At 76.3% G+C, this 19,868-nt stretch carries 13 protein-coding genes; 4 read left to right on the top strand and 9 right to left on the bottom strand.

Annotated features, from left to right (window positions below; genetic code table 11):
• Positions 1-129: 129 nt before the first annotated feature.
• The 3 genes from ACWDR0_RS31110 to ACWDR0_RS31120 all read right to left on the bottom strand — a co-directional run bounded on the left by ACWDR0_RS31110 (position 130) and on the right by ACWDR0_RS31120 (position 3,492).
• A complete protein-coding gene (locus ACWDR0_RS31110; RefSeq protein ID WP_456355156.1) occupies positions 130-1,590 on the bottom strand; it encodes an FGGY-family carbohydrate kinase in 1,461 nt (486 codons plus the stop codon).
• A 425-nt stretch (positions 1,591-2,015) separates the two neighbouring features.
• Positions 2,016-2,801, bottom strand: a complete 786-nt coding sequence (locus tag ACWDR0_RS31115) for a DeoR/GlpR family DNA-binding transcription regulator (protein WP_456355157.1) — start codon at positions 2,799-2,801, stop codon at positions 2,016-2,018.
• 79 nt (positions 2,802-2,880) lie between these two features.
• On the bottom strand, positions 2,881-3,492 hold the full coding sequence (locus tag ACWDR0_RS31120; RefSeq protein WP_456355158.1) for a histidine phosphatase family protein: 612 nt from the start codon (positions 3,490-3,492) through the stop codon (positions 2,881-2,883).
• A 194-nt stretch (positions 3,493-3,686) separates the two neighbouring features.
• Between ACWDR0_RS31120 and ACWDR0_RS31125 the strand changes: the two genes are divergently transcribed.
• The 3 genes from ACWDR0_RS31125 to ACWDR0_RS31135 all read left to right on the top strand — a co-directional run bounded on the left by ACWDR0_RS31125 (position 3,687) and on the right by ACWDR0_RS31135 (position 8,081).
• Positions 3,687-4,742 (top strand): 2-hydroxyacid dehydrogenase, encoded by a 1,056-nt coding sequence (locus ACWDR0_RS31125; protein ID WP_456355159.1) that lies wholly within the window; start codon positions 3,687-3,689, stop codon positions 4,740-4,742.
• 121 nt (positions 4,743-4,863) lie between these two features.
• On the top strand, positions 4,864-6,348 hold the full coding sequence (locus ACWDR0_RS31130) for an FGGY family carbohydrate kinase (protein WP_456355160.1): 1,485 nt from the start codon (positions 4,864-4,866) through the stop codon (positions 6,346-6,348).
• A 551-nt stretch (positions 6,349-6,899) separates the two neighbouring features.
• Complete coding sequence (locus ACWDR0_RS31135) at positions 6,900-8,081, top strand: hypothetical protein (RefSeq protein WP_456355161.1); 1,182 nt, start codon at positions 6,900-6,902, stop codon at positions 8,079-8,081.
• Here the strand turns inward: ACWDR0_RS31135 and ACWDR0_RS31140 are convergent.
• The 3 genes from ACWDR0_RS31140 to ACWDR0_RS31150 are packed head-to-tail and all read right to left on the bottom strand — an operon-like array spanning position 7,993 to position 10,995.
• On the bottom strand, positions 7,993-9,567 hold the full coding sequence (locus ACWDR0_RS31140; RefSeq protein WP_456355162.1) for an MFS transporter: 1,575 nt from the start codon (positions 9,565-9,567) through the stop codon (positions 7,993-7,995). The two genes, ACWDR0_RS31135 and ACWDR0_RS31140, sit on opposite strands and share 89 nt — an antisense overlap.
• Positions 9,564-10,256, bottom strand: coding sequence for an NAD(P)H oxidoreductase (locus ACWDR0_RS31145; RefSeq protein ID WP_456355163.1), 693 nt, complete (start codon positions 10,254-10,256; stop codon positions 9,564-9,566). The genes ACWDR0_RS31140 and ACWDR0_RS31145 overlap by 4 nt, the downstream gene beginning before the upstream one ends.
• Positions 10,246-10,995, bottom strand: coding sequence for an SDR family oxidoreductase (locus ACWDR0_RS31150; RefSeq protein ID WP_456355164.1), 750 nt, complete (start codon positions 10,993-10,995; stop codon positions 10,246-10,248). Before ACWDR0_RS31150 ends, ACWDR0_RS31145 begins: the two co-directional genes overlap by 11 nt.
• A gap of 298 nt (positions 10,996-11,293) precedes the next feature.
• On the opposite strand from ACWDR0_RS31150, the gene ACWDR0_RS31155 reads away from it, so the two are divergent.
• Complete coding sequence (locus tag ACWDR0_RS31155) at positions 11,294-14,899, top strand: BTAD domain-containing putative transcriptional regulator (RefSeq protein WP_456355165.1); 3,606 nt, start codon at positions 11,294-11,296, stop codon at positions 14,897-14,899.
• Positions 14,900-14,977: 78 nt separating this feature from the next.
• Here ACWDR0_RS31155 and ACWDR0_RS31160 read toward each other — a convergent pair whose 3' ends face one another.
• The 3 genes from ACWDR0_RS31160 to ACWDR0_RS31170 form a co-directional block, all read right to left on the bottom strand.
• The gene (locus tag ACWDR0_RS31160; RefSeq protein WP_456355166.1) at positions 14,978-16,306 is read right to left on the bottom strand and encodes a glycosyl hydrolase family 28-related protein; all 1,329 of its coding nucleotides are present in this window, start codon (positions 16,304-16,306) and stop codon (positions 14,978-14,980) included.
• 396 nt (positions 16,307-16,702) lie between these two features.
• A complete protein-coding gene (locus ACWDR0_RS31165; RefSeq protein ID WP_456355167.1) occupies positions 16,703-17,938 on the bottom strand; it encodes a S8 family peptidase in 1,236 nt (411 codons plus the stop codon).
• 424 nt (positions 17,939-18,362) lie between these two features.
• Positions 18,363-19,574, bottom strand: coding sequence for a cytochrome P450 (locus tag ACWDR0_RS31170; protein ID WP_456355168.1), 1,212 nt, complete (start codon positions 19,572-19,574; stop codon positions 18,363-18,365).
• Between the last annotated feature and the right edge of the window lie 294 nt (positions 19,575-19,868).

Raw genomic sequence — 19,868 nt, forward strand, 5'->3', positions numbered from 1 at the left:
GTCTCGAACGGCAGGAAGTCGAGCGCGAGGCGGCGGAAGATGTAGTCGACGATCGACTGAGCCATCCGCACGTCCGGGCCGCCGCGCACCCGGGCCGCCGCCGAGCACGGCCCACCGCCGGAACCGCAGTCAGCAGCCGCCGTCCAGCCACTCCCGGCGGCGCAGTTCGGCGACGAAGCGGCCGTACGCGTCCTCCAGGGCGGCGCGTTCGGCGGGGACCGGGTCGGTCTGCGCCGGGGCCCCGGTACCGCCGGTCATGGCCGCGGCGGCTTCGGCGAGGGACGGGTGAAGCGTGCCCGACGCCGCGAGGAGGGCGGCACCGAAGGCCGTCTCCGCCCTGCGGGCGACCCGGACCGGCCGGTCGAGCACGGTCGCCCGGATCGCGGTCCACACCGGGCTGCGGCTGCCGCCGCCCGCCGCGTACAGGGGCCCGGAGACCGGGACGCCCAGGCTCCGGACCCGCTCCACCGCCAGCCGTTCCACGAAGGCGACGCCCTCCAGGACGGCCCGGTGCGCGTCGGCGTCGTCCTCGGGCCGGCCCAGGGCGAATCCGCGTGCCGCGGCGGCGACGAAGGGGAACCGCTCCCCCTCGCGGCGCAGCGGATAGCGGACGTACGAGGCGGGGCCGCGCTCACCGGCGGCCCGGTCCAGGGCGGCGACCCGCGGCGCGGGCAGCCCGGCGAGGGACTCCCCGCCGGTGTTGGACGCGCCGCCGGGCAGCCACCAGCCGTCGGGGTGCCGGTGGCTGTAGAGCGCGCCGGCCGGATCGCGTACCAGCCCGGCGGAGACCCCTTTGAGGACGTACGTCGTGCCGAGGACGCCGACGAACTGCCCCGGGGCGACCGCGCCGGTGGCGAGCTGCCCGGCGCAGCCGTCGGTCATCCCGAGCCGTACGGAACAGCCGGCCGGCAGTCCGGTGGCCGCGGCCGCCGCGGGCCCGACCGTCCCGGCCTCCGTCCCCGGCGCGCCCACCTCCGGCAACAGGGCGACGGGGAGGCCGAGGGCGGTGAAGACCTCGTCGGCCCACCGCCCGGCGCGCGGGTCGTAGCCGGTCTTGAGCGCATGGCTCCAGTCGGCCGGGACGGGGCCGCCGGTCAGGGCGCGGCCGATGACCTCGGGGGTGTGCAGGACCGCGCGCAGTCCGGGGCCGTGGGCGCGCAGACACCAGACCGCCCGCCCCAGGGCCGCGGTGGGTCCCACGGTCAGGCCGAGGGCGTCCCAGCGGGCGGCGCCGAGCCGCTGCGCCTCGGCGTTGGTGTCCGCGGCACGCCGGTCGTCGTACATCAGGGCGGGGCCCAGCAGGCGGCCGCCGGGCCCGGCCGGGACGATGGTGCCGGAGGTCGCGGAGACCGCGACCGCGGCCACCTCCCGGCCGCGGAGCGGCAGTCCGCCGGTGATCCGGCGGAGGGCGGCGGCGACCGCGGGCCACCAGGCGGCGGCGTCCTGCTCGCTGGTGCCGCCGGGGCCGCGGACCGGCTCGGGCAGCGGTTCCCTCGCCTCGCCGTGCACCCGGCCCCGTTCGTCGGCGCAGAGCGCCCGGACCGCGGCGGTGGCCACATCGACGCCGATCACGACCGGGCGGCTGCTCATGGGGAGGGGTCCTTTCGGCAGGCGGGCAACGGGTACGGCGGGGTGGTGCGGGAGCCGTGGGTACGGACGCGGCGGCGCGACCGGGCAGGGCCGGTGCGGCGGCCCGCCGGGTCCGCTCCCGGCCGGGCGCCCCGCCGGAGGGGGCGGACCGGACCGGCCGGACCCGCCCGGCACGGCGGCCCGGCGCACCGCCGGGACGGCGGGCTCCCCGCCGGGGGGCGAACCGGACCGGTACGGCGGGCCCGGCGCACCGCCGGGACGGCGCCACCCGGATCACCCGATGTTCCCCGCCGTGTTCCCCGCCGTGTGGAATGCACACCTGATCCATCATCACGGCGCCGCCCCGGTGCATGCCCGTGTCCGGGGCTCGGCGCCGCCGGGGGGCCCGAGGCTCGCGGCGCGCCGGGGGCCGGCCCGGCGGGGTGTCAGCCGGTGACCGGGACCACCGTGACCTCGGTGTGCTCGCGCATCCCGGCCAGCAGTACGGGGTCCGCCCCGCCGTCGACGATCAACTCGTCGAGACCGGAGACCGGGGCGATGCGGTGCAGCGCGGTGCGCGCGGTCTTGGTGTGGTCCACGAGCATCAGTTTCCGGGCGGCCGAGCCGAGCATCGCGCGTTTGACCAGGACCACGTCCTGTTCCCGGTGGTACGCCGTCCGGGTGTCGACCGCGGAGGCGGAGAGCGCGACCAGGTCCACCGAGAGCGCCTCTATCGCCTCCACGCAGGGTATGCCGAGGAAGGACTCGTGGGTGCGGGAGTACTCGCCGCCCAGGGCGATCAGCCGGACGCCGTCCCGTTCGGCGAAGACGTCCATCACCCGGCGGGCGTTGGTGACCACCGTCAGCGGCGCGAGCCCGGCCAGGTGCCCGGCCATGGCCAGAACCGTGGTGGAGTCGTCGAGCATCACCGACATCCCGGGCTCGACCCGGGCGGCCGCGGCGCGCGCCACCGCCTCCTTCTCCGCCGTGTTCACCCCGAGCCGGTAGCCGAGACCGGTTTCGAGGACCGCGGACGGCAGGGCGGAGGCCCCGCCGCGGAACCGCCGCAGCACTCCCCGGCGTTCGAGATCGTCGAGGTCGCGGTGGACGGTCATCGGGCTCACGCCCGTCAGCGCGGCGAGGGCGGTGCCCGTCGCGGTGCCCTGCTCCGTCACATACGCGGCGATGCGGCGTCTGCGCTCCTCGGCGGGTGTTCCGGTGGTTCCCGTCATGGGTGTGGGTCTCTCCGTGGCTCGGGTGGCGGGGCGGGGCGGCCGCCGGAGCGGGCCCCGCGTAGGACGGTCAGGACCGTCAGGACGCGGTGGGGACGTTCAGCGAGTACAGCGCGGCCCCGGCGGCCGAACACCGGATCTCGGTCACGGCGCCGTTGTCGAGCCTCGGGAAGAGGTGCCGGTAGCGCCCGAGGGGCAGCCCCAGCAGCGCGCACAGGGCCACCCGCAGCAGGGTGCTGTGGGCCACGACCAGGACCGTGCCGTCCGGGTGGCGCTCCGCCAGGGCGCGCAGGGCCCCGGTCGCGCGGGCGGCCGCGGCGGGGAGGGGCTCCGAGCCGGGGAAACCGCCGGTGCCGGCGTCCTCGCGGAACCTCCGTACCGCCTCCGGGTCCTCGGCGGCCATCTCCCGGATGGTCCGGCCCTCGCCCCAGCCGAAGTCGATCTCCCGCAGCTCTTCGACGATCTCGGTGCGCAGGCCGAGGGCGCCGGCGGCGGGTGCCGCGGTGAGCCGGGCGCGGCCGAGCGGGGAGGCGGCCACCGCGTCCACCCCGGCCCGTACGGCCCACCTCCCCAGGGCGGCGCCCTGGTCGAGGCCCCTGGGGGTGAGGGCGACGTCCGTCACCCCGGCATAGCGGTTCTCCGCGTGCCACTCGGTCTCACCGTGCCGGACGAGCAGCAGGCGGGAGTTCATCGGGGCGCTCCTCGGTCGTCTTGTGCCCGGCGAGGGCATCTCGTGCCCGGCCGCGGCGGCCGGGGTCGTTGCCGCCTCACATCAGCGCTGTTAAATTTAACAGACGATCCATCAACCGGTCCCGGCCCGGCCGGGGTCACGGTCCCTCAGCCTCGTTCCGCTCCGCCCTGTCCCTGCCGAAGGAACGGCCCGCCATGCGCATCCTCGCCGCCGGTGACCACTTCGTCCGCCCCGAGCTGATCCGTACCGCCGTCTCCCGGGAGCTGGCCGGAGGCGGCGGTCCGGACCCGGACTTCGCCGAACTCACCCTGCCGTGGCCCCATGAACCGTTCGGGTCCGTCGGCGGGGTGCGCGAGGCGAGCGGTACGGAGGAGGAGCTGATCGCGGCCCTCGCGGGGGCGGCGGTCTGTGTGACCCAGCTCGCGCCGTTCACCGGGCGGGTGTTCGCGGCCGCGCCCGGGCTGCGGCTGGTCGCGGTCTCCCGGGGCGGCCCGGTCAACGTCGACCTCGCCGCCGCCACCCGGCACGGGGTCGCGGTCAGTTTCGCGCCCGGCCGCAACGCCCCGGCGGCCGCGGAGTTCGCGGTGGGCCTGATGCTGGCCGCGCTGCGCCGGATCAGCGCGGCGGACGCCGGGCTGAAGGCAGGCAGGTGGCGGGGCGATCTCTACGCGTACGAGGAGGGCGGCGGCGAACTCGCGGGTGCCACGGTCGGTCTCGTCGGCTACGGCGCCATCGGCCGGATCGTGGCCCGGGTGCTGCTGGCGTTCGGTGCCCGGGTGCTGGTCGCCGATCCGTATACGGACCCGGTCGCCGCCGCGGCCGACGGAGTGGAGCCGGTCGGGCTGGACGAACTGCTGCGCGGCAGCTCCGTGGTGAGTCTGCACGCCCGGCTCACCCCCGAGACCCGCCATCTGATCGACGCCAGGCGGCTCGGTCTGCTGCCGCACGGCGCCGTCCTGGTGAACTCGGCCCGCGGCGGTCTGCTGGACCACGGACCGCTGCCGGACCTGCTGCGCAGCGGCCGGCTGGGCGCCCTCGCCCTCGATGTGTACGACGACGAACCGCCGCCCGCCGACTGGCCGCTGCACGGCGTCCCGAACGTCGTCACCACCCCCCATCTGGCGGGCGCCACCAAGCAGACGGCCCACCGGGCCGCTTCGATCACGGCGGCCGAGGTCGGCCGGTTCACCCGGGGTGAACCCCTGGCCCATCCCGCCAATCCCGAGGTGCTCGTGGCGGACCGGTCATGAGCCGGGCGGTCCGTTCCCTCCGCGGAGAAGGAGGAGAAGGAGCGGACGGCGGCCGGTCCGGTGGCCGGTCCCAGCCCGTCGAGCCCGCCGTGCGCGGCGGGTTCCACGAAGGGGGCTCGCGGTGAGCGTGGTCCTCGGTGTCGACATCGGCACTTCGGTCACCAAGGCCGTCCTCTTCGACGAGGAGGGCACTCCCCTGGCGTCGGCGGCCCGCCGCTCCCGGCTGGACCGGCTGCCCGGGGGCCGGGTCGAGCAGGATCCCGGCGACGTTCTGGAGAGCGTCTGTTCGGTGGTACGGGAGGTGGCGTCGGCCGCCGGGCGCCCGCCGGAGGCCCTGGCCCTGACCGGCCAGGGCGACGGGCTCTGGCTGCGGGACGCGGCGGGCCGGCCGGTGCGCCCGGCGATCTCCTGGCTGGACGCGCGCGCTTCGGACGTGGTGACGCGCTGGCTGGCGGACGGCACGATCCGCCGGGCCTACGCCTACACCGGCTCCGGGATGTTCCCCGGCTGTCACGGCCCCCTGCTGCGCTGGCTCCGGGAGCACGAGCCCGAGAGCCTCGACCGGGCCGCCACCGCGGGGTACTGCGTGGACACCGTCGCCGAGCAGCTGACCGGCCGGGTCTGTCTGGACGCCTCCGACGCCACCCTCCCCTTCCTCGACCCGCGCACCCGGACGTACGCCCCGGACGCCCTGGCCCTGTGCGGGGTCGCGGAGCAGGCGGCGCTGCTGCCGGAGCCCGCCGCGCCGGGCACGGTCCTCGGGCTGGACGCCCGGGGCGCCGCGCTGCTCGGGCTCGCCGAGGGGCTGCCCGTCGTGGCGGGCCCCTACGATCTGCCGGCCTGTGCGGTCGGCAGCGGGGTGCGGGAGCCCGGGGACGGACTGCTGATCCTGGGCACCACGCTGGCCAGTCAGGTGCTGACCGACCGGGTCGACCTGGACCCGGCGGCGGAGCCCGCCGGAATGTGGCTCTGCACCCCGGCCCCCGGCCGCTGGCTGCGGGCCATGCCCGCGATGGTCGGTACGGCGGCCCTGGAGTGGGTGCTCGCCCTGGTCGGCGCGGACACCGGCGCGGTGGACGCCCTGCTGGCCGCGAGCCCGCCCGGGGCCCGGGGGGTGCGTGCCCTGCCGTTCCTCTCGGAGGCGGGTGAGCGGGCCCCCTTCGTGGAACCCGCCGCGCACGGCAGGCTCGACGGGCTGAGCCTGGCCACCGGCCCGGCCGACGCGGTCCGCGCGGTCTGCGAGGCGATCGCCTACGCCGCCCGGCACTGTCTGGAGACCGCGGGCCTCCGCGGCACCCTCGCGCTCTGCGGCGGCGGTACCCGCTCGGTGATGTGGGCCCAGCTCATCGCCGATGTCCTGGGCCGGCCGGTCCGGATCCCCCTGGCGGAGGAGGTGGGCGCGCTGGGGGCGGCGGCCGTCGCCCGCAGCGCGCTCGGCGGGCCCGCCCCGGCCCCGGTGTTCTCCGGCGCCCCGCCGTCCCGGCACCGGACGGTCGAGCCGCGCCCCGCGGTCCGGGCCCGGTACGAGGAGGGGTACGCCGCCTACCGCGCCGAACTCGCCCGGGTCCGCGCGCGCTGGAGCGAGAACGGGGCCGGGGGGCACTGACCCCGGCGGACATTGCTCCGGCGGGCGGCGGTCCTCAGGGGGCCTGGCTCCACGGGACGGACGCGTCACGGGACGGCAGGCCCACCGGGGGAACACCTCCCGCGGGCCGCCGAGACCACCGAATGGACGCCCCGCGGGGGTGCGGCGCCCACGCGGGCTGCGGGCGGGGCCGCCCGGCGGAGGCGCCGAGGGCCGTCCCACCCCGCCCGGCGGCCCCTCGCGCTCCTCCCCCGGTCACCTCTCCGCTCTCGGCACGCCGAGCCGGTCCCTCCCGGGCCCGGGAGGGTGCGCGGGGCCGGTCCCCCGGTCCCGGGCCGGTGTCCCCGGCGGGCGCCCTCCCCGGCATTCGGGCGATCCCCGGGGCCCGCTCTGCTGAATCCCGGCGCCGCGGGCCGGTCCGGGTTCGCCCGCGGGGTACCCCTTCCGGCGGTGGCACCGGACGCGGCGCCCGGCGGGCCCGCGCCCGGCCGGAGCCGTACCCCGGCCCCGCCGTCCGTCCGCCGCCCCGCCCCTTCGCGATTCATGACCCCGCTCGTGCCCCCGGAGGATCGATGCGCCTGCCCGTACGCTTCGGACTCGTCGTCCTGCTCGCCCTGGCCCTCGCCGCCCCGGCGCTGCCGGCGGTCCACGGCACGGCCCGGGCCCAGGAACCCGCGGCCCGGGCCCCCGCCCGGGCGCTGCCCGCCGTGATCGACGGCGGGGCCTGGCGGTCCGGTCATCTCCAGGGGACCGCGCTGGACGCCGCCCGCGGCTTCATGTACTTCTCGTACACCGACCGGCTGGTGAAGACGGATCTCGCCGGGCGGCCGGTCGGTTCGGTCACCGGGGTGCCCGGCCATCTGGGGGACCTGGACGTCCACCCCGGCGACGGGCGGGTCTACGGGTCCCTGGAGTACAAGCGGGCGGGCGCGTTCTACGTCGCCGTCTTCGACACCGCCCGGATCACCCGGATGAACATGGACGCCCGGACCTCCGGGGTGCTGACGACCGTTCATCTGCGGCAGGTCGCCGACGACTACGGCGCCGATATGAACGGGGACGGCGTCTTCGACGGCGACACCGCCGCCGGCGCCGACCACCGGTACGGCACCAGCGGTATCGACGGGCTCTCGTTCGGTCCGGCGTTCGGGGCCGACGGCGGCGGCCTCCGGCTCACCGTGGCCTACGGGATCTACTCCCACCCGGGCCGGGCGGACAACGACCACCAGATCCTGCTCCAGTACGACATCGCCGACTGGGCCCGGCACCTGCGGCCGCTGGACCCGGCCGCTCCGCACCGCTCCGGCCCGGCCTCGTACGACGGCCGGTTCTTCGTGTACACCGGCAATACGGTGTACGGGGTGCAGAACCTGGCCTGGGACCCCGCGAGCCGGAACTGGCTGCTGGCCGTCTACCGCGGAAAGAAACCCGGCTTCCCCAACTACAGCCTCTTCGCCGTCGACGGGGACGCGCTTCCCCGGCCGGGCCTGATCCGCGGTCAGCCGCGGCCGGAGACCGGCCGGCTGCTCTCCCTTGCACCGAGCGGGGCACTCCATCTGCCGACCCGGCTGTACGGCCATTTCGGCGCGGGGCAGTACGGTCTCGTCCCCGTGGGCGACGGCACCCACTACGTCGCCGAGGCGGGGACCAGGACCGCGGGCGGGGTCACACTCCGGACGGGGCGTGCGGTGCTGCATCGCTGGACGGGTGCGGTGAATCCGTTCGAGCCGGTGACCCGGGCCGCCCGGCGCTGACCGGGGGGACGTGCCGCAGCAGGGCCAGTACCAGGGCGGCGGTGAGCAGGGCGAGGCCCGCGCTGAGGACCGCCGCCCACTGGAGGCCGTCGGTGAAGGCCGCCCGCGCGCCGGCGGCCAGGGCATCCCCGCCGCCGGGGATCCGTTCGGCGAGGGCCAGGGCCGCACCGAGGGTGTCGCGGGCCCCCTCCGGGGCGTCCTCGGGAAGACCCGCGCGGTAGACGGCGGCCGCCGCGCTGCCGGTGACCGCGATACCGAGGGCCAGCCCGAGGTCGTACGCGGTCTGACCGGCGGCGGCCGCGGCGCCCGCCTTCTCCGGGGGTGCCGCGCCCACGGCCAGGGTCGTGCCGAGGACGCTGATCGGCGCCACCCCGGACATGATCACCGCAAGGCCGAGGGAGGCCGGGAGAACACCCTCCGCGACGGCGAGCACGGTATAGCCGCCGAGGGCCGTCAGCAGTCCGCCGGCGATCACGGTGGCGGGGCGGAACCGGCGGGTCAGTACGGGGGTGAGCTGGGAGCCCACGACCAGTCCGGCGGCCCCGGGCACCAGCCACAGCCCGGCCGCGAGCGGTGAGAGCCCCGCCACGGCCTGGAGGTACTGGGGCACCAGATACTCGACGCCGTTGAGCGCGGTCATCCCGAGCAGCAGCGCCAGCAGGGCGCCGGTGAAGGCACGGTCCCGGAAGAGCCGCAGGTCGAGCAGCGGGTGCACGAGCCGCCGCTGACGGCGGACGAACGCCACCGCGAAGGCGGTTCCGGCGGCGAGCGCGCCCGCCGTCCCGGGTCCGGGACCGTGTCCCGCGCCGTCCTTGACCGCGTAGATCAGCGGCAGCACGGCGAGCAGGAAGAGAGCCACGCTCACCAGGTCGAGGCGTCCGGCGCGCGGATCCCGGTACTCGGGCAGCAGGGTCCGGGCGAGCAGCAGGACCGGCAGCATCACGGGCACGCCGATCAGGAAGACGGACCCCCACCACCAGCGGTCCAGCAGGACACCGCCGACGACCGGCCCGGCGGCCAGGCCGACCGAGAGGGCGGTCACCCACATGGCGACGGCCGTGGCCCGCTGCCGGGCGTCGGTGAACATATGGCTGATCAGGGCGAGGGTGGACGGGAGGACGGCGGCCCCGGCGATACCCAGCAGGGCCCGGGCCAGGATCAGCATCAGGGGGCCGGTGGCGTAGGCGGCGAGCAGCGAGGCGGCGGCGAATCCGGCGGAACCGTACAGCAGTAGTCTGCGGCGGCCGATGCGGTCGCCGAGGGTTCCCATCACGACGAGGGTGCCGGCGGTGAGGAAGCCGTAGATATCGGTGATCCAGAGGAGTTCGCCGCCGGTGGGGCGGAGGTCTGCGGCGAGGAAAGGGGTGGCCAGCCAGAGGACACCGAGGTCGGCGGTCATCAGGGTGACGGGCAGCAGCAGGACGGCGAGACCGAGCCAGGGGCGGCGGACGGTTCCGGCGCGGGCGGGGGTGACCGGGGGGCTCATGCGGGGACCTTCGTTCCGTGGTGGCGGGGCCGGGCCGGTGGTCCGGCCGGGGCGGCGGGGCCGGGGAGTACGGCGGCCTCCGCCCGGTCGAGGAGGGCGAGGACGTGGGCGGGGCGCCGGTGTGCGGGGACGCCGGAGAGTTCGGTGCCGTACAGCAGCCGGACCGTGGCGTCCTCGATACCGCAGAAGCCGGAGACTCCCACCCTCAACTGGAGGTCGAGGGCCGCGCCGAGGCCGCTGGCCGCGTACTCCCCGGCTCCGCTCCCGGCCAGGCCCAGCCAGACCATCCGCTTTCCGGCCAGCCGGGGGCTGGAGCGGCCGTAGGCGAATCCGTAGTTCCAGACCCGGTCGATCCACCCTTTGAGGACGGCCGGTACCGAGTACCACCAGACCGGGAAGACGACGACGATCTCGTCGGCCGCGGCGATCCGGTCCATCTGGGCCAGGACCTCGGGCGAGTACCGCTTCTCGCGGTTCTCCCAGTCGGGTTCGTCGGCGGGGCCGAGCCGGGGGTCGAAGCCCTCCGCGTAGAGATCGAGGAGATCCACGGTGGCGCCGTCCCCGGTGAGCCGGTCCCGGAGCCGCGCGGCGGTGCGCGCGGTCAGGGAGTCCGGCCGGGGGTGGGCGACGACCAGGAGCGTGTGCCGGGGCGCGGTGCGGGGCCCGGCGGCCCGCGGGTCAGATGCCAAGGCCGGACCCGCCGCTGACGTCGAGGTTCTGTCCGGTGACCCAGCGGCCGTCGGGCGAGGCGAGGAAGGCCACTGCGTCGGCGACGTCCTCGGGCTGCCCCACCCGGTCGAAGACGGAGAAGGCGGCGGCCGCGGCCTTGGCCGCGGGGTCGGCCATCCAGGGGTGGATATCGGTCTCGATGGTGCCCGGGGATACGGCGTTGACGGTGATGCCGCGCGGCCCGAGGGTCTGCGCCAGGGTGAGGGTGAGCACTTCGAGGGCGCCCTTGGAGGCCGCGTAGGCCGTCATGCCGGGGAAGGCGACCTTGGTGACGCCGGAGGAGACGTTGATGATCCGGCCGCCGTCGCGGAGCCTGCTCAGGCCCTTCTGGACGATGAAGAACGGGGCCTTGGCGTTGACCGCGAAGATCCGGTCGTAGTCGGCCTCGGTGACCTGGTCGATGGTGCCGGGTCCGGCGACGCCCGCATTGTTGACGAGGATGTCGAGGCCGTCGGCGTGTTCGTCGAACGCGGTCCACAGGGCCTCGGCGTCGCCGGGGACGCCGAACTCGGTACGGAGGGTGAAGCCGCTGCCGCCCGCTTTCCCGACGGCGGCGAGGGTCTTCGCGGCGGCGGTGGCGTCGGCGGCGTAGTGGATGCCGACCCGGGCGCCCTCGGCGGCCAGGCGGATCGCGACGGCCCGTCCGATGCCCCGGCCGGCACCGGTGACGAGAGCGGTCTTTCCCTGGAGACGCTGCATGGTTCGGTCCTTCTTTCCGATCGGTTCCTCCGGCCTCTGCCGCGGGTGCGGCGGCCGGTGGGAAAGAGAGTGCGCCGCGGGTGTTCGGGTCCGGCTCGGAAAGTGTTCGGGCCGGGTTCGGGGGGCCGGGCCCGCCCGGACGGGCGTGATCACCAGGGGTGTGGCAGGGTGCCGGAGGCGGCGGCGGGGTCCGGGGACCGAGGGGGAACTTCCTTCTGGTCGGGCCGGATCCGTGAGCCCGGCAGGATCCGGAAGAGACGACCGACCGGAAGAGACGACCGAGGGGAAGGGGCGCTTCGTGCACGGGGGACGGGACCGGGAACACGGCGGCGGGGCGCGGGGGCCGGGGGACGGCGGGGACGGGACGGCGGCGGGATCCGGCGGGTACCGCGAGCACCGTGGTGACGGCGGTAGGGCGGTCGGGGGGATCGGTTTCGGGATCCTCGGCGAGGTCGTCGTCCGGGGGGCCGGCGGGGTGCCGGTCCGGGTGCCGGAGCTGAAGGTCCGTACCCTGCTCGCCGCCCTGCTCGCCGATCCGGGGCGGCCGGTGGCGGCGCACCGGCTGATCGACGCCCTGTGGGGCGACGAGACACCGGGCCGTCCGCAGCGGGCGCTCCAGGCGAAGGTCTCGCAACTGCGCCGGGTGCTGGAGGAGGCGGCGCCCGGCGGCCGCGCGCTGGTGGTCTCCCGGGCGCCCGGCTACCAGCTCGTACCGGGTGAGGGCGCGCTGGACGCCCTGGAGTTCCGCACCCTCGCGGCGCGGGCCCGCCGGACCCCCGATCCCGCCGTACGGGCCGGGCTGTTGGAGCGGGCACTGGGGATCTGGCGCGGGCCCGCCTTCGCGGACTTCGCCGACGCTCCGTTCGCGCGGGCCGCGGCCGCCCGCTGGGAGGAGGAGCGGCTGGTCGTCGTGGAGGACCGGGCCGAGGCCCGGCTGGCACTCGGGGACCATGCGGCGCTCGCCGCGGAGCTGGCCGGGTGGGCGACGGCCCATCCGCTGCGCGAACGGCTGCGCGCGGCACAGTTCCGGGCCCTGTACGGGAGCGGGCGGCAGGCGGAGGCGCTGGCGGGGTACGCGTCACTGCGCCGGGCGCTCGCGGACCGGCTGGGGGTGGACCCGGGCCCGGAGCTGGCCGCCCTGCACGGCGCGATGCTGCGCCGCGATCCGGCACTCGGCGTTCCGGTGGTTCCGGCGGCCGCGGCCGGGGCGGTACGGGAGGAGGAGGCGCCGACCGCCGTCCCGGTTCCGCCGCGGCTCGCCCCGGCGGGGGAACTGGTCGGCCGTACGGAGGCGGTGGCCGGGGTCGCCGGGCTGCTGGAGTCCCGGCGGCTGGTGACGCTCACCGGTCCGGGCGGGGTCGGCAAGACCCGGCTGGCGCTGGTGGTGGCCGACCGGGTCGCGGACCGGTTCCCCGACGGGGTGCGGCTCGTGGAGCTGGCGGGCGCGGGCGGTGAACCGGCCGAGGTGGTGGCGGCGCGGCTGGGGCTGCGGGACGACGGGGTGTGGGGGGTGCGCGCCCCGGCCCCGCCGGCCGAGCGGCTGGCCGCGGCGCTCGCCGGCCGGCGGATGCTGCTGCTCCTCGACAACTGCGAGCATGTGGTGGACCGGGCCGCGGCGCTGGTCGAGCTGCTGCTTCGGCGGGCTCCGGGGCTGGTGGTGCTGGTGACCAGTCAGGAGCCCCTGGCGCTGGCCCCGGAGACGCTGTGGCCGGTACCGCCGCTCGCCCCGGACGCGGCGGTGCGGCTGTTCGAGGAGCGGGCCGCGGCGGGGGGCTCCCCGGGGTTCCGGGTGGACGACGGCAACCGGGCTGCGGTGGCGGCCGTGGTCCGCAGGCTGGACGGGCTGCCGCTGGCGGTGGAGCTGGCGGCGAACCGGGTCAGGACGCTGGGCGTGCACCGGCTGCCGGGCCTCCTCGACGACCGGTTCCGGGTGCTGAGCGCGGGCCGCCGGGACGCTCCGGCGCGCCAGCAGACGCTCCGGGCGGTGATCGACTGGAGCTGGGAGCTGCTGAGCGACGCGGAGCGGGTGGTGCTGCGGCGGCTGGCACCGCACGCCGACGGGTACACGCCCGAGGCGGCCGAGGCGGTCTGCGCGGGCGACGGGATCGACGGGGCGGACGTACTCGGCCTGCTGGCCGGGCTGGTGGACCGGTCCCTGGTGCAGATGGTGGGGGACGGGGAGCGTTACCGGCTGCTGGAGTCGGTGGCCGCGTACTGCCTGGAACGGCTGCGGGAGTCGGGTGAGCTGGCGGCCGTACGGACCCGGCACCTCGACCACGACGTCCGGTTCGCCGAATCGGCCGCGGCGGGGCTGCGCGGGCCCGGCCAGTGGGAGCTGCTGGCCGCGCTGGACGCGGAGAACGCCAATCTCCGCTGGGCCGTCGAGACCGCCGGGGCCTGCGGGGACACCGACCGGGCGCTGCAGATCGCCACCGCGCTGACCTGGTACCGGGTGTTGCGGGGACGGCTCGGGGAGGCCCGCGGGGCACTGTCGGCGGTACGGGAGCTGCCGGGCGGTTCGCCGGTGCTGCGGGCCCGTGCCCTGGTCGACCGGGCCGCCGTGACGATCATGGCCGGGGAGAGCGGGAACCGGGCCGGACTGATCGCCGCGGCACTGGCGGAGACCGCGGCCGCGGCGGGCGGTGAAGGCCCCGGGCAGCAGGCGGCGCCCCCTGAGGGCGCGGCGGGCGCGGGGGGCCGCGGGCAGCAGGCGGGGCACACTGACGGGGCGCCGGGCGGCGGTAACCGCGAGTGGGGGACGGCGGGCGCGATGAGCGCGGCGGACACGGCGGGCCGCAGGGAACAGGCGGTGGACGGGGACGGGGCGCCGGGCGCCGGGGAGCGCGGCCGCCCGTCGGCGCACCCGGACACCGGGAACCGCGGGCCGGGGACGGCGTACGCGGACCGGGCGGCGGCGGGCGCGGAGCTGACCCGGGCACGCTGGCTGCTCGGCCATGCGCTGCACGGTACGGGCGATCTGACGGCGGGCGAGGCGCTCACCGGTCCGGCCCTGGACGGCTTCCGGCGGCTGGGCGACCGCTGGGGAGAGGCGGCGGCGCTGGCGGACCGGGCGGTCCAGCGGCTGCTGCGGGGCGGGCTCGCGGACGCCCGGGCGGACGCGCTGCGCGCCGTGGAGCTGTTCGACGCGGCCGGTGACGTCTGCGCGAAGCTGTGGCTGGTCTTTCCGCTCACCTCGGTCGCCGAGATCCACGGGGACTACGCGGCCGCCCGGCGGCTGCGGGAGGAGGGGCTGGCGACGGCCCGGCGGTTCGGGCTGTCGACGCAGATCCCCGAACTGCTGTCCGGTCTGGGCCGGATCGCGCTGCTGGCGGGGGACTATGCGGCCGCCCGCGACCACCACGAGGAGGCGCTGCGGGCGTCGGCGGCGCTGGACTTCCGCTCCGGGGAGATCAACGCGCTGATCGGGCTGGGTCTCGGGGCCCGCCGGGAAGGGGATCCGGCGGCCGCCGGGCGCCATCTGCGGGAGGTCCTCGAGTGGCACCGGGAGGTCGGTCTGGAGGGCGGCAATGCGCTGATCCTGGCGGAGCTGGGGTTTCTGGCGTCGGCGGCGGGCGAGCCGGCGGAGGCGCTGCGGCTCCAGGCGGAGGGGTACGCGGCGGCCGTGTCGACCGGGGATCCCCGGGCGGTCGCGCTGGCGCTGGAGGGTTTCGCGGACGCCCTGGCGGCGGACCGCGGTGCCGCCGCGGCCCTGCTGCTGGGCTGCGCGGACGCGGCCAGGAGGGGCGCGGGGGCGCCGCTGGCGACGGCCGAGCGGGGGGATGTGGACCGGGTGGCGGCCGCGGTGCGCGGGACGCTGGGGGACGCGGCGTTCGCGGCGGCGTTCGCCCGGGGCGCGGGCCTCGCCGCGGAGTCGGCGCTCACGGCGGCCGGGGTGGTGGTGTGAGCGGCGGGCCGGTTCCGGCCCCGGCGGTCCGTCGACACTTCGCCGACAGTGTCGTCCGTCCGCCGGGGCCGGTCCGGGTCAGACCGCGGTGCGCCGGACCACGGAGGGGTCGAGCACGACGACCGGGTTGGGCAGGTTGGCGGGGTTCTCGTTGAGGAACCCGGACACGGTCCCTTCGAGGAAGCCGCCGCTGACGGTGACGGTGGGGGCGTGCCCGATGCGGATGCCGTAGTCCGGGGAGACCCGGTCGGGGGCGCTCGCGCCGCGGTCGTTCTTTCCGGTGACGGCGACGAAGCCGCTGACGATCACCGGCGGATGGGGGGCGGTCGTCTCGCCCAGCACCCGCAGTCCGGCGGCCCTGTCGGTGGTGTCCCCGAGCCGTCCGTCGCGGCGGGCGTAGCAGCCGGAGAGCAGGATCGGCCGGTTGGCCGCGCCCTTGGCGGTGAGATGCCAGCCGTCGCCGCCGTTGCGGTCGGTGGAGCAGGCGTTGTAGACGATGCCGTCGCTGTAGCGCTGGACACGGAAGCCGTGGGAGCGATTGAAGACGCTGCGGCAGTTGGTGTACGTGGTGTCGCCCGGGGCGGTGTGGAAGTAGCCGGTGCTGCACTCGCCCGCCAGGCAGTCGGTCAGCTGGGCGTCGGTGAGGCTGTCGAGGTGGAAGCCGTTGCTGGGGGTGGTCGCGTTGGCGTCCTTGATGTTCCAGCAGGTGACCTCGGTGAGCCGCCAGCCCTTGGCGAAGTAGGTGTTGCCGTCGGCCCGGACGTGCGGCTTGGTGTGGATCGCGTGTCCGTAGAACTGCCAGAAGGTACAGCCCTCGATGCGCAGGTCACGGGCGACGCCCTCGGCGAGGAGTCCGCCGACGCCCGCCAGGGAGACCCCGTTGAACGCGAGGTCCACCAGCCGGATCCCGTCGGGGTCCGTGGTCATCGGGGCGCGGCCCGGTACACCCTTCTCCCGGTCCGGTATGTGGATGAGGACCTCGCCGGTGAACTGTCCGCCGGACATGGGCTTGATACAGGAGGGGGCCGCGGTCTCGTAGGGCCAGCGGCCGGCGTGGGCTCCGCGGACGGTGATATTGGGCTTGGAGAGCACCAGGGTCTGTTTGGTCTTGTACTTCCCCAGCGGCAGATAGACCGTGCCGCCTTCCGGGCAGGCGTCGAAGGCCGCCTGGAGCGCCGGGCCGTCGTCGGCGACGTCGTCGCCCTTGGCGTGGTACGGCGCCTCGGTCACATCGATCCAGCCGCGCCCGCTGCCGGGCGAACCGGCCGCGCCGACCGGTCCGGCGGCGTGCGCGGTGCCCGTGCCGAGGGCGACGGCGGGTACGGCGGCGGCCGTTCCCGCGAAGAGCGCGGTACGGCGGCTGAACCCGCCGTCCCGGGAGTGTGCTGCCCGGTCGTTCTGGGACATCGGTACGGTCTCCTTCTGGTCCTGGGCGCCGGGCGCCGGTCCGCGCGGCCGGGGCATCCGGGCCCGTCGGCCGCCGCCGGTTGATCATGCGGTAAGGCCGGGGGAACAGCCAGCCGTATCCCGTGATGGCCCCGCCCCGGCCCGTCGGAAGCGGTGATCACGGGCGCGCGCCGTCCGATTCCTGCCGACGGCTGCCGGTGCGGGGCCGTCCGTCCGGGGGCACCGGGGCGTACGGGCTCGCCGCGGGAGTGCGCCGCCCCGGGAAACACCGGAGCCCCCGCGGGCGCCCCCCGGACCGTGGTCCGGGAGGCACCGCGCGGGGGCCGGGGTTGCGGGGGTGTCCGGCCGCGGGTCACGGGTCCGGCCGGGGGCCGGTCCCGTGGCCGCGGGCGGGTGTCAGCTCACCCGCAGCAGCCGGTTGGGCGAGCCGGCGCCCGGGTTGGTGACCACGCCGGGGGTCGCGGCCGCCACCAGGGCGGAGCCGACCTGCGCGGGCGGCGCGGCCGGGTTGTTGCCGAGGTGGATCGCCGCGGCGCCCGCGACGTGCGGGGAGGCCATCGACGTACCCGAGATGGTGTTCACGGCCGTGTCACTGGTGTGCCAGGCCGAGGTGATGTTGCTGCCGGGCGCGAAGAGGTCGAGTATCGCGCCGTAGTTGGAGAAGCTGGAGCGGGCGTCCGTGATGGTCGTCGAGCCGACCGTGAGCGCCTCGCCGACGCGCGCCGGGGAGTAGTTGGCGGCGTTGGCGTTGCTGTTGCCCGCGGCGACCGCGGTGGTCACCCCGGAGGCGATGAGCCGGCGCACGGCGGCGTCGATGGTGGCGTTCGCCCCGCCGCCGAGGCTCAGGTTGGCCACGGCGGGCTTGACGGCGTTGCGGGCGACCCAGTCGACCCCCGCGACGACCCCGGCGATGGTGCCGGAGCCGGCGTTGTTGAGGACCCGTACGGCGACGATCCGGGCCCGCTTGGCGACGCCGTAGTTGGTCCCGGCGACCGTACCGGCGACATGGGTGCCGTGGCCGTTGCCGTCCTGGGCGACGTTGTCGTTGTCGACGGCGTCGTAGCCGTTGACCGCCCGGCCGCCGAAGTCGCTGTGGGAGATCCGGACCCCGGTGTCGATGACATAGGCGTGGACGCCCGCGCCGGCCGAGTCGGGGTAGGTGTAGCGCTGGTCCAGCGGCAGCCTCGGCTGGTCGATCCGGTCCAGGCCCCACGAGGGCGGGTTGACCTGGGTCGCCTGGATGCTGACGGTCTGGTCCTGGGCAACGGACGCCACCCGGGAGTCGGCGGCCAGTCTCTTCGCCTGCCGCTCGGAGAGGGTGACCGCGTAGCCGTTGAGGGCCTTGGTGTAGGTGCGCTTGACGACCGCGCCGTACTGCTTGGCGAGCGCGCGGCCCTCGGCCGAGGCCGAACGGACCTGGCCGTCGCGGAGGGTGACGATATAGCTGTTCTTGATCACGCCGGCCGCTCCGGCGTTGGCGATCGTGCCCTCGCGGGCCTCGGGGGCCGCGGTCGCGGGGAGCGCGGAGACGAGGCCGAGGGTCAGAGCGGCCGCGAGGCCGATGCCGAGGGGGGCGAGAGTCCGGCGCGAGCGGCGGTTGTCACGCCGGCCGCCGTACTGCGTCACTGCCATCAGAGGGATCCTCCTCATTGGTGGTGCGCTGGTGGGGGGTGGTGCGGGTGGATCGTTCGTGCGGCTCCACGGATGTGTCACACACCCAGAGGCGTCAGGAGCATGTCAACTCCTGCCGCCAGCACCACACACTGGCGCGACGGCGGCCATTGCACAAGAGGGGACCGGGCCCGAACCCCCGGACACCGGCCCGGCGGAGCCCGCCGGGCCGCTCGCCCTCGGAGTGATCTCCGCAGGCAGACGGGGGTTCAGAAGCGCCGGGACAGCGGAGTGTTACAGCCGTATGGCGTTTTCGTACGGAGGCGGCCGGAGCGGCCGCGCGGTGTCCGGCGGCGGGGCCACCGGGTCGCACCGGGCCGGCGGCATGTCACGGGCGTGGCCGCGGTGGTACACCGCCGCCGGACACCGGCGGCGCACTCGGGCGTCACCAGACGACGGGCAGTTCGCGCAGTCCGTTGACGAGGCGGTCGGTGCGCCAGGCGAGCGCCGAGAGGTCCTTGGCCGGACGCAGGTCCGGGAAGCGGCGCAGCAGCGTACCGATCGCGACCTCCAGTTCGGTGCGGGCCAGGGCGGCGCCCAGGCAGGTGTGCGGGCCGTGGCCGAAGGCGATCTGGCGGCCCGGGGGCCTGCGGATGTCGAACTCGCCGGGGCGGGCGAACCGGGAGGCGTCCAGATTCGCCGCGTACGGCAGGGGCATGACGCCCTCACCCCGGCGGACCGGACGTCCGCCGAGTTCCAGATCCCCCCGGGCGACCAGCACGATGAACAGCATGCTCGACGGCTGGTAGCGCAGGATCTCCTCGACCGCGCCGGGCAGCAGTCCGGGATCGTCGCGCAGCCGGGCGAGCTGCCCGGGGTGGTGGAGCAGCCGCCAGATGCCCGCGCCGATCGCGTTCTCGCTGGTCTCGTGCCCGCCGATCAGCACCGTCCGGGCCAGCCGGACGATCTCCGCGTCGGTGAGCCGGTCGGCGCCCTCCTCCGCGGCCAGCCAGCCGCTGAGCACATCGTCGCCGGGCCGGGCCCGCCGCTCCCCGACCAGGGCGGAGAGATAGCGGTCGAGGCTCCGCAGGGCGTCCGCCCGCAGCTCCGCGCCGGGGCCGGTCATCGTCATCATCCGGTCCGACCAGGTGGCGAACCGGTCCCGGTCCCCCTCCGGTACGCCGAACAGCTCGCAGATCACGGTGATCGGCAGTGGCCGGGCGAGCCCGGCCACCAGATCGGCGGGCGGGCCGGTCGCCGCCACGGCGTCGAGCAGGGTGTCGGTCAGCTCCTGGATCCGGCCGCGCAGCCGGGCCGTCCGGCGGGCGGTGAAGGGCCGCGCGGCCAGCGCCCGGACCTGCGCATGGGGTTCGCCGTCGGACTCCAGGGTCCGCAGACCGTCCGTCCAGCCGCCGAACGGTCCGCCTTCCAGCGTCGGATCGCCCGTCACGGCTTCACGGGAGAGCAGCGGATGGGTGAGCGCGCTCCGCACCTCTTCGTAGCCGGTGACCAGCCAGACCGGCTGGCCGTTGGGGAGCCGTACCCGGGCGACCGGCTCCCCCGGCAGTGGCAGGGGGTCTCCGGTGAACGGTGCGCCCGGGTAGAAGGGCAGGTCGTCGGGGTCCGTGCCGGGTGGAGTGGGGTCGGTTGCGGTCACGATGCGCCTCCTCGGTCCGTACGGTCGGCGGTGGCTGCTCGTTCTCGCGTGCCATTGCAGCACGGGTGTTCCGGAGCCGGACCGGCGGTGCCTGACGGCCCTGCCCGGGCGGATCCGGCATGACCGGTTCCGTACGGTCCGCCCGCGCCCGGGGCGGTACGGCCGGGGGCCTTGGTGTCACCGGAGCGCGGGCGGCGGCGGAGGCGCGGTGCGGCGCGCCGGGGCCGGAGGGGGACATTGTGTGGTGGGAGCGGCTCAACGACTTCTGGATACTGCGGTGGCGCTATCAGCGCC

The organism is Streptomyces sp. NPDC003691 (assembly GCF_053981115.1).

Bases quoted from the DNA above. Each gene is read 5' to 3' on its own strand.
- ACWDR0_RS31160 (WP_456355166.1), bottom strand. From the start codon at position 16,306: ATGTCCCAGAACGACCGGGCAGCACACTCCCGGGACGGCGGGTTCAGC.
- ACWDR0_RS31115 (WP_456355157.1), bottom strand. From the start codon at position 2,801: ATGACGGGAACCACCGGAACACCCGCCGAGGAGCGCAGACGCCGCATC.
- ACWDR0_RS31150 (WP_456355164.1), bottom strand. From the start codon at position 10,995: ATGCAGCGTCTCCAGGGAAAGACCGCTCTCGTCACCGGTGCCGGCCGG.
- ACWDR0_RS31110 (WP_456355156.1), bottom strand. From the start codon at position 1,590: ATGAGCAGCCGCCCGGTCGTGATCGGCGTCGATGTGGCCACCGCCGCG.
- ACWDR0_RS31120 (WP_456355158.1), bottom strand. From the start codon at position 3,492: ATGAACTCCCGCCTGCTGCTCGTCCGGCACGGTGAGACCGAGTGGCAC.
- ACWDR0_RS31165 (WP_456355167.1), bottom strand. From the start codon at position 17,938: ATGGCAGTGACGCAGTACGGCGGCCGGCGTGACAACCGCCGCTCGCGC.
- ACWDR0_RS31140 (WP_456355162.1), bottom strand. From the start codon at position 9,567: ATGAGCCCCCCGGTCACCCCCGCCCGCGCCGGAACCGTCCGCCGCCCC.
- ACWDR0_RS31135 (WP_456355161.1), top strand. From the start codon at position 6,900: ATGCGCCTGCCCGTACGCTTCGGACTCGTCGTCCTGCTCGCCCTGGCC.
- ACWDR0_RS31125 (WP_456355159.1), top strand. From the start codon at position 3,687: ATGCGCATCCTCGCCGCCGGTGACCACTTCGTCCGCCCCGAGCTGATC.